This is a genomic window from Phenylobacterium sp. (genome assembly GCF_030680185.1).
Classification (GTDB): domain Bacteria; phylum Pseudomonadota; class Alphaproteobacteria; order Caulobacterales; family Caulobacteraceae; genus Phenylobacterium.
Window position 1 is genome coordinate 35,247 of the sequence record NZ_JAUXVZ010000053.1, and the last position, 13,793, is coordinate 49,039.

15 protein-coding genes, 1 tRNA gene and 1 pseudogene are annotated in these 13,793 nt (G+C 65.4%); 9 read left to right on the plus strand and 8 right to left on the minus strand.

All coding sequences use genetic code 11. The features are described 5' to 3' along the window. Position 1 precedes the first annotated feature (1 nt). The 4 genes from Q8L83_RS12295 (at position 2) to Q8L83_RS12310 (ending at position 5,127) form a co-directional block, all read left to right on the plus strand. A complete protein-coding gene (locus Q8L83_RS12295; protein WP_305287333.1) occupies positions 2-487 on the plus strand; it encodes a DUF2924 domain-containing protein in 486 nt (161 codons plus the stop codon). Continuing rightward, positions 484-2,025: a recombinase family protein gene (locus Q8L83_RS12300; RefSeq protein ID WP_305287335.1), complete on the plus strand. Its 1,542-nt coding sequence runs from the start codon at positions 484-486 to the stop codon at positions 2,023-2,025. The genes Q8L83_RS12295 and Q8L83_RS12300 overlap by 4 nt, the downstream gene beginning before the upstream one ends. A gap of 164 nt (positions 2,026-2,189) precedes the next feature. After that, positions 2,190-2,951, plus strand: a complete 762-nt coding sequence (locus tag Q8L83_RS12305; RefSeq protein WP_305287337.1) for a hypothetical protein — start codon at positions 2,190-2,192, stop codon at positions 2,949-2,951. Between the two features lie 559 nt (positions 2,952-3,510). Further along, on the plus strand, positions 3,511-5,127 hold the full coding sequence (locus Q8L83_RS12310; protein WP_305287339.1) for a DUF6119 family protein: 1,617 nt from the start codon (positions 3,511-3,513) through the stop codon (positions 5,125-5,127). Between the two features lie 157 nt (positions 5,128-5,284). Here the strand turns inward: Q8L83_RS12310 and Q8L83_RS12315 are convergent. Next, positions 5,285-6,571 (minus strand): annotated as a pseudogene (locus Q8L83_RS12315) (IS1182 family transposase); the annotation flags it as partial. 439 nt (positions 6,572-7,010) lie between these two features. Then, positions 7,011-7,100, minus strand: a tRNA-Ser gene (locus Q8L83_RS12320). Positions 7,101-7,238: 138 nt separating this feature from the next. Here Q8L83_RS12320 and msrA point away from each other — a divergent pair. From msrA to Q8L83_RS12335, 3 genes are all read left to right on the plus strand, one after another. Further along, complete coding sequence (gene msrA, locus Q8L83_RS12325) at positions 7,239-7,889, plus strand: peptide-methionine (S)-S-oxide reductase MsrA (RefSeq protein ID WP_305287341.1); 651 nt, start codon at positions 7,239-7,241, stop codon at positions 7,887-7,889. After that, on the plus strand, positions 7,886-8,227 hold the full coding sequence (locus Q8L83_RS12330) for an MmcQ/YjbR family DNA-binding protein (RefSeq protein WP_305287343.1): 342 nt from the start codon (positions 7,886-7,888) through the stop codon (positions 8,225-8,227). The genes msrA and Q8L83_RS12330 overlap by 4 nt, the downstream gene beginning before the upstream one ends. Before the next feature lie 176 nt (positions 8,228-8,403). Continuing rightward, positions 8,404-8,778: a DoxX family protein gene (locus tag Q8L83_RS12335; RefSeq protein WP_305287344.1), complete on the plus strand. Its 375-nt coding sequence runs from the start codon at positions 8,404-8,406 to the stop codon at positions 8,776-8,778. Between the two features lie 6 nt (positions 8,779-8,784). Here Q8L83_RS12335 and Q8L83_RS12340 read toward each other — a convergent pair whose 3' ends face one another. The 6 genes from Q8L83_RS12340 to Q8L83_RS12365 all read right to left on the minus strand — a co-directional run bounded on the left by Q8L83_RS12340 (position 8,785) and on the right by Q8L83_RS12365 (position 12,183). After that, positions 8,785-9,537 (minus strand): DUF599 domain-containing protein, encoded by a 753-nt coding sequence (locus Q8L83_RS12340; RefSeq protein ID WP_305287346.1) that lies wholly within the window; start codon positions 9,535-9,537, stop codon positions 8,785-8,787. Positions 9,538-9,550: 13 nt separating this feature from the next. Then, entirely contained in the window at positions 9,551-10,885 is a 1,335-nt protein-coding gene (locus Q8L83_RS12345) for an MFS transporter (protein ID WP_305287348.1), read from the minus strand. 107 nt (positions 10,886-10,992) lie between these two features. Beyond that, positions 10,993-11,151: a DUF3309 family protein gene (locus Q8L83_RS12350; RefSeq protein ID WP_305287350.1), complete on the minus strand. Its 159-nt coding sequence runs from the start codon at positions 11,149-11,151 to the stop codon at positions 10,993-10,995. A gap of 126 nt (positions 11,152-11,277) precedes the next feature. Next, positions 11,278-11,685: a DUF983 domain-containing protein gene (locus Q8L83_RS12355; protein ID WP_305287352.1), complete on the minus strand. Its 408-nt coding sequence runs from the start codon at positions 11,683-11,685 to the stop codon at positions 11,278-11,280. 79 nt (positions 11,686-11,764) lie between these two features. Further along, entirely contained in the window at positions 11,765-11,902 is a 138-nt protein-coding gene (locus Q8L83_RS12360; RefSeq protein ID WP_300574669.1) for an entericidin A/B family lipoprotein, read from the minus strand. A gap of 95 nt (positions 11,903-11,997) precedes the next feature. Next, the gene (locus Q8L83_RS12365; protein ID WP_305287355.1) at positions 11,998-12,183 is read right to left on the minus strand and encodes a YegP family protein; all 186 of its coding nucleotides are present in this window, start codon (positions 12,181-12,183) and stop codon (positions 11,998-12,000) included. A gap of 162 nt (positions 12,184-12,345) precedes the next feature. Here Q8L83_RS12365 and Q8L83_RS12370 point away from each other — a divergent pair, with 162 nt between their 5' ends. Beyond that, the gene (locus Q8L83_RS12370) at positions 12,346-13,239 is read left to right on the plus strand and encodes a phytanoyl-CoA dioxygenase family protein (RefSeq protein ID WP_305287357.1); all 894 of its coding nucleotides are present in this window, start codon (positions 12,346-12,348) and stop codon (positions 13,237-13,239) included. Positions 13,240-13,304: 65 nt separating this feature from the next. After that, complete coding sequence (locus Q8L83_RS12375) at positions 13,305-13,793, plus strand: pyridoxamine 5'-phosphate oxidase family protein (RefSeq protein ID WP_305287358.1); 489 nt, start codon at positions 13,305-13,307, stop codon at positions 13,791-13,793.

Genomic DNA, 13,793 nt, shown 5'->3' on the forward strand with positions numbered 1-13,793 from the left:
CATGGCGAGGCCCCATGCTCGCAAACGCGCGATCCTAAGCGCCACCCTTCAGACCGACCTCCAGCAGGTAGAGCAGGCCCGTCTGCCGGAGCTCAGGCAAATCTGGACGGAGCGGCTCGATGAGCCGCTCCCACCCCTGCGTAGTCCGGAGATCGTTCGGCGGATGCTGGCCTATCGCCTTCAAGCCGCCGTGGATGGCGGTCTCTCGACCGCCGCAAGGCGCAAGCTTGCCGCCATAGAAGCCCGCCGCACCGGCCCTGCGCCGAAGAAGCGGGCCGGCGCCCCCCTACGCCTGGGCGTGGGCGCCGTGCTCCGCCGCGAATGGCGGGGCATCCCCCATGAGGTTCAGGTGACAGCGTCCGGCTTTGCGCATCAGGGCAAGGCTTACCGCTCACTTTCGGAGGTGGCCCGCGCGATCACGGGCTCCCGCTGGAACGGGCCGCTCTTCTTCGGCCTGCGCGACAAGACCAGGGCCGCGGGGCGATGAGCCGCAAGTCGCTGCGTTGCGCCATCTACACCCGCAAGTCCTCCGAAGAGGGGCTCGAGCAGGGTTTCAACTCCCTCCACGCCCAGCGGGAGGCATGTGAAGCCTACATCCTCTCCCAAGTCGGCGAGGGCTGGGTCGCCTTGCCGGCCGTCTATGATGATGGCGGCTATTCCGGCGGAAGCATGGAGAGGCCAGCGCTGACCCGCCTGCTTGCCGACATCGCGGCGGGGAGGATCGACGTCGTGGTCGTTTACAAGGTCGACCGCCTCACCCGCTCGCTGTCGGACTTCGCGCGCATCGTGGAGATCTTCGACGAGCGGCAGGTCTCCTTCGTCTCGGTCACCCAGGCGTTCAACACCACCTCCAGCATGGGACGGCTGACCCTCAACGTACTGCTGTCCTTCGCCCAGTTCGAGCGCGAGGTCACTGGAGAGCGGATCCGGGACAAGATCGCCGCATCCAAGGCTAAGGGCCTCTGGATGGGTGGATCGGTGCCGCTCGGCTACGACCTGCCCACCGAGGACAAAAACCGGGTGCTGGTGGTCAACGAGGCCGAAGCCAAGACCGTTCGGCACATCTTTCAGCGCTACCTCGACCTGGGCTCCGTGCGCGAGCTGGCCGAGGATCTCCGGGTCAGTGGAGTTATTTCAAAGCGTCGGGTGACGCTGGCCGGCAAGGTGATCGGCGGTCTGCCCTTTCGGGATGGAGCCCTCTACTACCTCCTACGCAACCGGACCTATCGCGGCGAAATTCCGCATAAGGACAAGGTCTACCCGGGCCAACATCCGGCAATCGTTCCAGAGGACCTCTTTGCACAGGTCCAGGCGGGGCTTGAGGAGGGTAATCGTCGTCGAAGTCGATCGAGCGATGAGACTGTATCGGCCGCCCTGGCAGGGAAACTGTTCGACGATCGCGGCCATGCCATGAGCCCGCTGCGCGCTCGCCGCGGCGGACGGACCTATCGCTACTATGTCAGTCAGGCCGCCCTGCGCCGGGATCGAGGCGAGCCGGGATCGCTTCGCCGGGCGCCGGCCTACGCCGTCGAGGCCCTGGTCGCGCAGCAGCTGGCGGCACGAGGAGATGGTACTGAAATCAGCCGTGTCACGCTGTCGGCGAACTGGGTGGAGCTGCGGTTTCTTGGTTCTGCACCACATGACGCGGAGGCGGAAGGCGAGGTTTTTCGTCTGCCGGTGAACCTTGTCAGCCGCGGAGGCGCCAAGCAGATCGTCTCGGCCGACGGAGCTTCCGTCACGCCCGTGGAGCCTGACGAGGCTCTTCTGCGTGCTATCGCGCGCGCCCGGCGCTGGGAGGCGCAACTGATCTCCGGCGAGCGGGCCGGCGCCGACGACATCGCTGCGGCTGAGGGGATCCAGGGGAGCTTCGTGGCCAAGGTGTTGAAGCTTGCCTGGATGGCGCCGGATCTTGTTGAAGCCCTGCTCGATGGTTGTCGGCCGCGGAACGTAGCGCTCGGTGACCTGTTGCTACGCGGGCTGCCAACCGGATGGGAGGCGCAGCGAACGGCCCTAAGGATCGAGTGAAGTTCGGCCGGATTGCGCCATGAGCGGACGCTGCAACTCGGCCCGCAAACGGACCTTGGTCCGTCGGCCAAAACTCGGACGTGCGGCGGGGACGAACCCGCAATACGAACGACGTGCATGGTCGAGGCCAATCCCGAATTCAGCCCTCAGACCCGTGAACGCCCTTGCTGCGGCCGGGTCTGCCGACCTATGCCGGTTTGATGCCAAGCAGCCGTCGCCCAATCGGGGAATACACGTCGATCGCACAGTGGATCGACGGACAGAGCTCGAGCACGCCATTCTACGGGAATGACCCTTCCGAGATCGACTACGACCATATGGGCTTCGTAGGCATCGACCATCGGGTTCCGGTCCACGAGGTCGGCGCCCTGAAAGCGCAAAGCCTGGCCGCCGCTTGGCACCGGGCGCGCGAATATGTCTATGAGGCTTGCGAGATCGTGCGCGCGCCCGATGGACCTCCGCTCCTGGACCGGGAGGAAACCGACATGATCGTGGATCAGCTCGGCCCTCCTCCGCCCCACTGCTATCCGCTCTACTTCCTCGCCGTGCGTGACCGCCAGACCAATGTCGAGACGGTCGTCTACGTAGGCAAAACGTCATCGAACAAGAACCGCTTCGCGGGAGGCCACGGTGCGTTCACCAAGCTTCATCATCCGGACTACGAAGGCATGGACAAGCTCGCCTATCTCGGAACCGTCATGCTGATCGACACCAAAGGCGACTACCTGCCCCTCGAAGCGGTTCGCCCACTGGAGCGTGCAGAACAGATGCTGCGCGCCATCGAGGCGCAGCTCATCTACGAACTCGATCCGCCGCTCAATGTGCAAGCGCGCCAGCGAAACCTGAGCTCTCTGCCGATCGACATTCACATCCAGAACACCGTGTCGACCTTGCTCCGGGACTATTTCATCTTCCGAGCTGCCTGATCGCCACTCGCCATGGGCACCAACCGGCAGCAGGGAAAATCCTTCAACGAGGACTGAACGCGCCGCGTCAGCCGCGATCGTTCTGATCCTCGTGATGCACTATCCGTTTCCCTATCGCTTGCTGATCATCGCAGGCGGCCTGTACGTGATTGGCCGCCACCATGCGAATGTCAGGCGGATCGCCCAGCGAACGGAGCCGCGCATTGGACAGACCTCCAGCCGCTAATTATCGCGATCCACCCTTCTCGGCGGCATAGGGCGTCTGCACTGTAGCGGCCCCCCTTGGCGATATGCGCTGCGGCAAGGATTCGCCAGCAGCGGTCCTTAGCTCGCCGCCGTAATGCGGACATTGGCGGCACCAAGCCGGGTCAAACGGCAGACATCTGCGCCGGCAGGAGCGGCTTCCGAGCGCCTAGCAGACAACACCCCCGCTCAACGAGGGCATTATTGGATCTTGGTCCACGCCCATCACGTGTCTAAGCTTTCTAGAAACAAGTCTGGGGAAGGCATGGCTAGGAAGGCAAAGCTCGCCGGCGGGCCGAGCACAACGACTCTGTCGATGCAGCTGCTTCGCTCCGGCAAAACAGTGGATGACGCATTCAGAGCGAAGAGCGACTTCAACGAGGAGGCCACTAAGTCTGGCCGGCTCTTCACCGATCAGTCCGGTAGCTCTCCGCCTGGCTGGCTTGGACTTGTGAATGAGTTTACGGCCGATGGTGAGCTGAAGTTGGAGAACAGGAGCTGTTCTGCAGTCCTGTTCCTCGATGTCACACTGGACGGGGCGGGCGCTAAGACCCGCACCTTCGCGTTTGCGTTCGGCGGTGGCCATCACGCACTCGACCCTGACGCCTTCGAGCGAAACTTCGGCCTGAAGATCGCGGTCAACTCCATTGCCCGCAGCAACCTCAAAAGCATCGATCTGGCGACGCTCGAATCCACCTCGTTCCAAAAGCGCATCCAGGCGAGCCGCAAGGCGGATCTGCAAGGCTTTGGCATTGATGTGCAGCGCGACCTGCTACGCCTTGCGGGTGGTGTTCCTACGGACACTAGCTTCGCGAGTTCGCTTGCCGGGAAAGACGCGCTCACCTTCACCAGCAAGCTCGCCGCGCCCGACATCGAAGACAAATGCAAGCGCGCTCTCAAGCTGTTCGTGGCTAAGGACTATGAGAAGGACTTCAAGTTCATCGACCTGATCGTGCCCGTGAAGGATCGCGGCCTACTGGACGAACTTGATGATCTGGTTTTCGCGGAGATCAAAGGAATGGTCGCGGGCAATCCGTCCGACCTGCACCTCACCCTGCCGGAGATCATCGACCCAGAGGCGATGCACGACATCGGCTATTTCGGCGTAGGCTTTCATTCTGGTGCAAAGACCGGGTACGGCGAACTCGCTATCGAGGACTACATTGCCGAACTCGCTGGCGGCAGGCCAGGCGATATCGCCGACATGGCTGAGCTCAGGGCCAGCCATGAAATCAGGGTTGTTGCAGACGGGCAGGGCGATAAGGAGCGGCGCAGGCGGCTCTACGACTGCTTTGTTTACGAGACCGTCCACAAGAAGAAGACCTACGTCCTCTTCTCGGGCGAGTGGTACTGCATCGAGGACAAGTTCTTCGCCGAGGTCGAGAAGGATTACCAGGCACTGCTCTCCACGACGCCCATCCGGGCGTCGACGACGGCGAAGAACGAACAGAAGCTGATCGAGGAGATGGACGCAGACATGAATCTGCTGAACCTCGATAAGGTCAAGGCGTCGCCTGCTGGGGCGGCTGGTGCGAACCTTGAGCCTTGCGACTTCCTCTCGCGCAATAAGGAATTCATCCACCTAAAGGACGGCCACGGTTCTGCACCAATAAGTCACTTGTGGAACCAAGGGGTTGTCGCGGCCGAAAGCTTCGTTCGCGACCAGACCTTTCGCAAATCAATGCGGGATGCCGCGATCAAGCGGCAGAAGCTGAAGGGCAAAACCGGTTTCGAAGCGCTCCTGCCGGACGGCCGGTCAAAGCCAGTGCCGAGCGACTACAAGGTCGTCTACGGCATCATGCGCCATCCATATCAGCGCTCGAAAAAGATGGGCTTGCCATTCTTCAGCAAAGTCAGCCTGCGCGCAGCGGCGAGCCGTATCCAATTGATGGGCTACGCCGTCGAAGTGCATCTCATCGAGAAAGCGAAGTAGGCATCTACGGCTGTAAACGCATTTCGTTGACGGATGATGGTTCGCAAGGGGACACTCCGCAGAGGACGGGAGCGGACGCAGAAGGCGGGATAGCAGCGGGCCGAACTAAGCCCCATGGCGCTCCACAATATCTTTCGCCACCTCAAGGACTTCCTTAGGCGCCTTGGGGACCGCGGAGCCGCAGGCGGTCGAGCTTCAGGATCCGTTTGAGGTGCGCAAACAGCATCTCGACCTTCTTACGCTCTCGCCTTGAGGTGACGTAGGCGTCGGTCTTGGCGATCTCGCGGGCGAGTTCTCGTGCACCCTCGTAGATGGAGCGGGTCACCTTGCGGGCCGGCGTGTTGGGCGAGCAGCGGCTCTTCAGATCGCAGGCGTCGCAGTCAGCCTTGCTGGCGCGGTAGCGATAGGTGTCGTCCGGCGGCGCATTGGGCCTGGGCGTGCGGAAGGCGCGGCGGTTGCGCTTCAGCGTCTTGCCGGTCGGGCAGCGATAGGTATCTGCCGCCGGGTCGTAGATGAAGTCGCTGCGAGCGAAGGTCCCATCGTCGCGGCCCGACCTGTCGATGACCGGGATGTGCGGCGCGATCTGCTGCTTGTTGACCAGCCAGTCGAGCATCTCGGCCGAGCCATAGGCGGTGTCGGCGGCCAGCCGTCCAGGCTGTAGATAATGCCGCTCGCGCACCCGCTCGATCATCGTCCTGACCGCGCCGACTTCGGCCTGGCGGACCGCCGTACTGGCTTCGACGTCGACGATCACTGCGTGCTGGAGATCGATCAGGTAGTTGGTGGCGTAGGCGAAGTAGGCCGGCCCCTTGTCAGCGCCGGTCCAGCGTGAGGCCGGATCGGCCGGCGAGATGAACTTCGGAACGACCGGCGTGGCTGCTCCGAAGGCGGCGTCGTCCAGCACCGCCAAGTACTCGTCGATGGCGCGGCTAGTGGCTTCGGCAGGAAGTCCCTCAGCGCCCGGGACGCACCGTTGCCGGTTGGCGTCGGCCTTGATCAGGCTGGCGTCAGCGGCGAAGCCCTCGCCGCCGACCAGACCTTCTGACATGCAGCGCTCAACGACCGTCTCGAACAAATGGCGCAGCAGATCGCTGTCGCGGAAGCGGCCGTGGCGGGTCTTGGAGAAGGTCGAGTGGTCGGGCACGTCGCCGTCGAGACCGAGCCGGCAGAACCAGCGATAGGCGAGGTTGAGATGCACTTCCTCGCACAGCCGCCGCTCCGAGCGGATTTCAAAGCAGTAGCCGACGATCAGCATCCGGATCAGCAGCTCCGGATCGATCGAAGGCCTACCGATTGGGCTGTAGAACGGCGCCAGGTGGGCCCGCACGCCCTCCAAATCGACGAACCTATCGATCGCCCGCAGCATGTGGTCGGCTGGCACGTGGCGCTCGAGCGAGAACTCGTAGAACAGCGCCGCCTGGTCGACTCGACGATCACCCATCATGGCCATCCCTCCCGTCGTCAGGAGAGTGAATCAGGCCCGAGTCACCGCTTCAACCGGCCTTTTTCAACACAATCAGCCCAGTTCGGTCACTGGGCGGCGTGGTCGCGCTGGAAAGACGCATCCGCAGAGTGGACATTCCTGAGCAGCTCCGACATCCCGCCTCATCGCAAAGCCCTTAGGTCGAATCGAAGGCTCTCATCGCGCGGGACGAGTCTGGCTGCTTGCCAGCCGAGATTCGCATTGCTCTCTGTGGGGTCGACGTAGCCAAAGGCGTACTGCCTCCCCTGCAGGCGGAGAACAGAACAACCACTCGTGCGCTGGAAGCGCCACAACTAGGCGACAGAGAAGACGCTCAGCGGTTCCTCTTCCTGCCTAGGGCGCGGAAGTCACGGTACAATTTCTCAGAGCAGCCTCCCCATGAAAACCATGGGGAAATGGGTGGCGGTGAGAGAGGGATTCGAACCCTCGATAGAGTTTCCCCTATACACGCGTTCCAGGCGTGCGCCTTCAACCACTCGGCCACCTCACCACACCGGTCGGGGGCGGGCCCCCGGCGGAAGGGCGTCTATATAGCGAGGTGGGCGGCCGGGGCAAGCGGCCCTGTTCGTCGGGCCTGCGGCGTCCTATCTTTAGGGCCAAGAGCCATCCCTAGCCGTCCGAGGTCGCCATGTTGTTCCGCAAGCCCGCTGAGATGCCCACGGCGCAGACCGCCCTGCCCGGCCGCGATCAGCCGATCCCCACCGCCAAGACCCATTTCGTCAACGGCCAGCCCCTGCAGGGTCCCTATCCTGAAGGCATGGAGACGGCGGTCTTCGCCATGGGCTGCTTCTGGGGGGTCGAGCGCCTGTTCTGGCAGATCCCCGGCGTGCATGTGACGGCGGCCGGCTATGTGAACGGCTTCACCCCCAATCCCACCTATGAAGAGGTGTGCAGCGGCCGTACCGGCCACACAGAAGCGGTGCTGGTGGTCTATGACCCCCGCGTGGTGACCTATGAGCAGCTGCTCAAGGTGTTCTGGGAGGGCCACGATCCCACCCAGGGCATGCGCCAGGGGGGCGATGTGGGCACCCAGTATCGCTCGGGAATCTATGTGGCCAACGAGGCTCAGGCTTCGGCCGCCGCCGCCAGCAAGGGCCTCTACCAGCAGGCCCTGTCGGCCAAGGGCCTGGGACCCATCACCAGCGAGATCGTCGAAGCCGGACCCTTCTATTTCGCCGAGGACTATCACCAGCAGGATCTGGCCAAGAACCCGGGCGGCTATTGCGGCATCGGCGGCACGGGCGTGACCTGCCCGATCGGGACCGGCGTCGCGGCGTGACGCCGCAGGCCCTGGAGGCCGCGGCCCTCTCCCTGCCAGCGGCGACGCTGAGCGTGCAGTGGGGCGCCGAACGGGTGTTCAAGGTCGGCGGGCGGATGTTCGCCGTGGCCAGTCCCGACGGCGGCCTGTCGTTCAAGGCCACCGACATCGCCTATGAGGCCCTGATCGAAAGCGGCGCGGCCCGGCCGGCCCCCTACCTCGCCCGGGCGCGATGGGTGCGCTTCGACGACCTGACCGCGCTCGACACAGACGAGGTCACGGCCTGGCTGGCCACGGCCCACGCCCTGGTGAGCGCCAAGCTGACCCGCGCACAGCGCCGCGAGCTTGGCCTCGCCTGAGCCTGGCGCTGGCATTCCCCTTGGGAGTTCGGGCGCGCCTTTCTACAAAGGGTCAGATTCGCTCAACGACTCCTGGGTGGTGGCTGGCCGTGCCTGAGCTTAGAGACCCCGTCCCGTGGACGCCGCCTTGGCCCTCTTGGCTGAACCTGTCGTGGCTGGGGGGGCTTGAGCCCTGGGTGCGGCTGCTGACCCGGCTGGTGGTTGGCGCCTATCTGCTGGCGAGCGTCTGGGATGCGGTCACGACGCCCGCCATCCTGGCGGCCCTCACCGAGACGGTGGCCGCGCAGGGAGCGCCTGCGGCCGGCTTCGCCGTGCGGGTCGCCGTCTACGCGCAGATCGCATGCGGCCTGGCCTTTATCGTCGGCATGGTGACCCGCTGGGCTGGACTGGTCTGCGCTGTCCTGTTCGGCGTCACCGCGGCGTCTGTCTATGGCGCCGCCGGGCTGGAGGCCGCCATGCCCGCAGTCCTGCTGGTCCTGATCGGCCTGGACATGCTGGTGCGGGGGCCAGGCCCGCTCAACCTGCGCACCCTGCTGGTCAAGGCTCGCTGACAGCGCTCAGGCCGAGGGCGTGTCCTCGACGGCCTTGGTGGAACCGCCGCTCGGGGTCGGCGCGGTTTCCAGCAACGTGCGGATATCGGCGATGGCGTGGGCGGCGGCCGAGCTGCGCTGGCGCCAGATCAGCAGGGCCACGGCGCTGAGGGTCGCGATGATGAAGGCCGTCGAGCCGAAGATCCAGCTGGCCGCGGCCAGGGCGAAATAATAGCCGCGGACCCCGGCGTTGAACGCCGATAGCGCCGGGTTCAGCAGCCGCCCCGCCGCCGAGCCATAGACGCCGGCCAGCCCCACCGCCTCATCCGGCGCCGCCCCGATCACCGCGATGGTGTAGTTGAGCTGGCGGATCGCCCAGATGAAGTCCAGCAGCCCCCGGGCCAGGGTGACCAGCACCAGCGCCACCTGCACCTCGAACAGCAGGCGGGTCGAGGTTTCGATGACCATCAGGCTGGACGCGCTGCGGAAGGCCGACTCGCCGCCAAACAGCACCCCGGACGCGCCAGCGATCAGGATCAGGTTGGATGAGGCGAAGAAGGAGGCCGAGTTGATCGTGTGTCCAAGCAGTTGGCTGTCCATCAGCCGGCTCTCGCGCCGGGCCATGTTGCCCATCCACGCCGATCGGATCACCGCCATGTCGAGATTGATCATGTGGCGACGGCCCAGCGCCGCCTTGACCAGCGGCTCATAGGCCAGCCAGGCGACCGCGAAGATCGCGAGCGCCACGGTGTCCAGGGTGGAGAGCTGCAGGCCAAACATCGGCGGGTTGTCCCTAGTCCTCCAGAATGCGGCTGTGACGGCGGCTGTCGCGCAGCAGCAGCGAGGTGATCAGCGCCACCCCCATGATCGCCGACACGTAGATATAGAAGGCGCTTTCTACCCCTTGCCCCTTGAAGCCCAGGGCCACCGCTTCAGCCGTGCCGCCGAATACGGCGTTGGCCATGGCGTAGGGCAGCGCCACCCCGAGCGCCCGCACATGGGCGGGGAAGAGCTCGGCCTTGGTCACGGCGCTGACCGAGGTGTAGCCGGCGATGATCACGATCAGCACCACCATCAGGGCGAAGGCGATCAGCGGCTCGGTGACCCCGGCCATGGTGGTCATGATCGGATAGGTCAGCAGCATCCCGGCCCCGAAGGTGAAAGCCAGGTTGGTGCGCCGCCCCCACTTGTCCGACAGCCAGCCAAACAGGGGCAGGATGAACAGATAGACCACCAGGGCGGCGGCCGTGATGTTGGTCGCCGTCTCCTTGCTGAAGCCCGTGGTGTTGACCAGGAACTTCTGCATGTAGGTCGTATAGGCATAGAAGGCGAGCGACCCGCCGGCCGTCAGCAGGAAGATGGCCGTGGTCTCCCACGGGTGGTGGGTGAACAGCATCATGGTCCGCGCCCGCTCGGCGCCGGACGCCTGGGCGTTCTTGAACGAGGCGCTCTCCTCCAGGCCCCGGCGAATCCAGAACACCACCACCGCCAGCAGGGCGCCGATGACGAAGGGGATACGCCAGCCCCAGGACTCCAGCGCCTCGGTCGGCATGATCCGCTGCAGGAGCATCAGTATGCCCAAGGCCAGCAGCTGACCGGAAATCAGGGTGACGAACTGGAAGCTGGACCAGAAGCCTCGGCGCTGCTTGCCGGCCATTTCCGAGAGATAGGTGGCGCTGGCGCCGTATTCGCCGCCCACAGACAGGCCTTGCAGCAGACGGGCGAACAGCAGGATCGCAGGCGCCGCCACGCCGATCATCTCGTAATCCGGGATGATGGCGATCACCAGCGAGCCCGCGCACATCATGGCGACGGCCAGGGTCAGCGCCGCCTTGCGCCCGGCCCGATCGGCATAGAGGCCCATCAGCCACGCCCCGACTGGACGCGCCAGGAAGCCGATGGCGAAGACCGCCGCGGCCTGCAGAAGCTGCGAGGTGGGATCGCCCGAAGGGAAGAAATGCGGCGCGAAATAGAGGGCGAAGGACGAATAGGCGAACCAGTCGTACCATTCGACGAGGTTGCCCGCCGATCCGCCGGCGATGGCCTTGAATCGCTGGATGGGGGTGAGGCCAGGAACCAGAAGTCCGGGCGGCGCCTGTGAGTCTGCGCCTGTTTCCGTCGCCGTCATGTCCGCCGCCCCCCGGTGCGTCTTATCGTTCGCGCGATGCTAGGGAGGTCCGCACGCCAGCGGAAGCCCTCAATCGAGCCTCCGCCAGCGGCGATATGGAGCGCGGGCTAGATTCGACCCATCAGAACCAGGATCAGCACGATCACCAGGATCAGGCCGAGGCCGCCCGACGGGAAGTAGCCCCAGCTGCGGCTGTGGCCCCAGGTGGGCAGGGCGCCGATCAGCGCCAGAATGAGGATGATCAGAAGGATTGTGCCAAGCGACATGGTTGCTCTCCCAAGGCGCGAACCCCGTGGTCCGCCCAGCCTTGACCACAGAACGAGCTCTAAAGGCGCAGGTTCCGGCGGCGGACCTTCTGGGGCGCCCAGGGAGGGCGGGCGCCGGGCTTCTGCCTAGTCTGCAGCGTCGGCGCTATGGAGGTGGGCGTCGGCCTCCTTCACCCCCAGCGCATAGAGTCCCCCGATGAAGGCGCCCTTGATCCGGGGCAGCAGCAGAAGGGTGAGACCCGCCAGGGGCAGAAGGGTCGCGGGGATCACCACCCAGAGCGGCGCCTGCCAGATGAAGGGGAACAAGAGGATCGGGGCCACGATCAGATGGCCCACGATCAGGATGGTGAAATAGGCCGGCCCATCGTCGGCCGGATACTGGGCCAGGTCATGGCCGCAGGCCGTGCAGGCGGGCTCGACCTTCAGATAGCGCCAGAAGAGGAGGCCATCGCCACAGGCGGGACAGCGGCCCTTCAGGCCACGCTTCAGGGCGGTGATGAAGCTGGGACGCGGGGCCTGGGTCATGAGCTCCATATGAGCCCTCCGCCAGCCCAGGGAAAGAGCGGCGCGCCGTCGCACGGAATTGAGCCGCGCCGCGCGCGCCGGCTTACCTCTAGCGCTTGATGTCTTCGGCCGTGCTCTTCACCGCCGAGCCTGCGGCTTCCATGTCGCGGCCGACGCCGGCCACGGTGTTGCAGGCCGACACCATCAGGGTGGCCGCCGCGGCGGCCAGGATCAGCACCTTGCGCATCAGATTCAGGTCTCCGGAGCGCTGGACCCCCTGGCCCAGCTTGCGACGCGATCTAAGCGACGCCGCAGGCCGGGATCAATGGAAATGGGGCAGGCTCAGCCCGCGCTGTCGTCCTGCACCTCGGCGTCAGGGGCGTTCTTCTTGATCGACTCGATCATGTTCTTGGCGCTCGCCTTGGACGCATAGCCCTCGGACGAGAACATGACCTCGCCGTTGGAGGCGCGGAAGCGCACGCGGAACTCGCCCGCCTTGTCCTTGAAGATCTCGAATTTGTAGGCCATCGCGCCCTCCCAGGATGGAATTGTCGGAAACCCGACTTTGCCCGCTTGGCCCGCGCCGGACAACCGCTTGGCCCAGATCCCCGGCGCGAGCATGCTGGCGCCAAGGGGCCGTCGCTGGGGCGCGGCAGGCCCTAAGGATCGCGGCCCCACCGGAAGGAAACCATGGTCGATCTGACCCATCTGCCGGCCGATGCGCCCACGGACGCCATCGCCACAGTCCTCGACCGCGACGGCGCGCTCATTCTCGACAACGCCATGGCGCCGGACATGCTGACCACGCTCAGGGCCGAGCTTGCGCCCTTTGTCGAGGCCACGCCCGTTGGCGGGGACGGATTCACCGGCGTGCGCACCACCCGCACCGGCGCCCTGGTGGCCCGCGCCCCGGCCTGCCGCCCCCTGGTGACGCACCCGCAGATCCAGGCGCTGTGCGCCCATCTGCTTAAGCCCAACTGTGAGCGCTGGCGTCTGCACCTCACCCAGCTCATCCGCATCATGGAGGGCCAGGGCGCCCAGCCGATCCACCGCGACCGCTGGGCCTGGGGCGCGCACCTCAAGGGGATCGAACCCCAGCTCAACACCATCTGGGCGCTGACCGACTTCACCGCCGAAAATGGCGCCACCCAGGTGGTTCCGGGCTCGCAGACCTGGCCGGACGACCGGCGGCCGCAGGGCCATGAGATCACCCGGGCCGTCATGCAGGCCGGTTCGGTGCTGGTCTATACGGGCAGCGTCTTCCATGGCGGCGGCGCGCATCTGGGCGGCGAGGACCGCTGGGGGCTTAACATCACCTACGCGCTCGGCTGGCTACGGCAGGAGGAGAACCAGTACCTGTCCTGTCCGCCGGAGATCGCCCGCACCCTGCCCCAGGATCTCCAGGACCTGCTGGGCTATGCGCTGGGCGGCTACGCCCTGGGCTATTACACCCCGCCGCTGCCGCCGGGCGAGGGGCCGGAAATGGTCCCGCCCAGCTACGCCCTGCGCGGCGAAGGCGAGGCGGCCGCCTTCGGGACGGCGGAGGATCTGGCGGCCATCGGCGCGCAGGTGCGGGGTAGCTAGGGAACGAGGGCGTTTCGGCTTCGTTCGGCAAGGGACAACAGCCCCAAACCCGAAGGAGCCCCGCCATGGCGGACCTCGCCGAACTCGAAGCCAAGTTCTGGAAAGCCCTCAAGTCCGATCGCACCCTCATGCTCGGCCTGACCGACGTCGAAGAGGGCCACAGCCAGCCGATGACCGCCCAGATCGAGGGCGACCGGGGCGGTCCCATCTGGATCTTCAGCGCCAAGGGCGTGGATCTGGTGCAGGCCACAGGGACTGGCCATCGGGCCATGGCCCACTTCGCATCCAAGGACCATGAGCTGTTCGCGACCGTCCACGGCCGGCTGATCCCCGACAATGACCGCGACACCATCGAGCGCCTGTGGAACCCCTTCGTCGCCGCCTGGTACGAGGGCGGCAAGGACGATCCGAAGCTGCAACTGCTGCGGTTCGAGCCGGAGCGCGCGCAGATCTGGCTGAACGAACACAGCCTGTTCGCTGGCATCAAGGTCATGCTGGGCCGTGATCCCAAGCAGGACTACGCCGACAAGGTCGGGGAAGTCCGACTGAGCTAG

Excerpts from the sequence above, each read along its gene's own strand:
- Q8L83_RS12340 (WP_305287346.1), bottom strand. The coding sequence starts at position 9,537 with ATGTTTGGCCTGCAGCTCTCCACCCTGGACACCGTGGCGCTCGCGATC.
- Q8L83_RS12295 (WP_305287333.1), top strand. The coding sequence starts at position 2 with ATGGCGAGGCCCCATGCTCGCAAACGCGCGATCCTAAGCGCCACCCTT.
- Q8L83_RS12370 (WP_305287357.1), top strand. The coding sequence starts at position 12,346 with ATGGTCGATCTGACCCATCTGCCGGCCGATGCGCCCACGGACGCCATC.
- msrA (WP_305287341.1), top strand. The coding sequence starts at position 7,239 with ATGTTGTTCCGCAAGCCCGCTGAGATGCCCACGGCGCAGACCGCCCTG.
- Q8L83_RS12310 (WP_305287339.1), top strand. The coding sequence starts at position 3,511 with ATGCAGCTGCTTCGCTCCGGCAAAACAGTGGATGACGCATTCAGAGCG.
- Q8L83_RS12355 (WP_305287352.1), bottom strand. The coding sequence starts at position 11,685 with ATGGAGCTCATGACCCAGGCCCCGCGTCCCAGCTTCATCACCGCCCTG.
- Q8L83_RS12350 (WP_305287350.1), bottom strand. The coding sequence starts at position 11,151 with ATGTCGCTTGGCACAATCCTTCTGATCATCCTCATTCTGGCGCTGATC.
- Q8L83_RS12300 (WP_305287335.1), top strand. The coding sequence starts at position 484 with ATGAGCCGCAAGTCGCTGCGTTGCGCCATCTACACCCGCAAGTCCTCC.
- Q8L83_RS12365 (WP_305287355.1), bottom strand. The coding sequence starts at position 12,183 with ATGGCCTACAAATTCGAGATCTTCAAGGACAAGGCGGGCGAGTTCCGC.
- Q8L83_RS12375 (WP_305287358.1), top strand. The coding sequence starts at position 13,305 with ATGGCGGACCTCGCCGAACTCGAAGCCAAGTTCTGGAAAGCCCTCAAG.
- Q8L83_RS12360 (WP_300574669.1), bottom strand. The coding sequence starts at position 11,902 with ATGCGCAAGGTGCTGATCCTGGCCGCCGCGGCGGCCACCCTGATGGTG.
- Q8L83_RS12345 (WP_305287348.1), bottom strand. The coding sequence starts at position 10,885 with ATGACGGCGACGGAAACAGGCGCAGACTCACAGGCGCCGCCCGGACTT.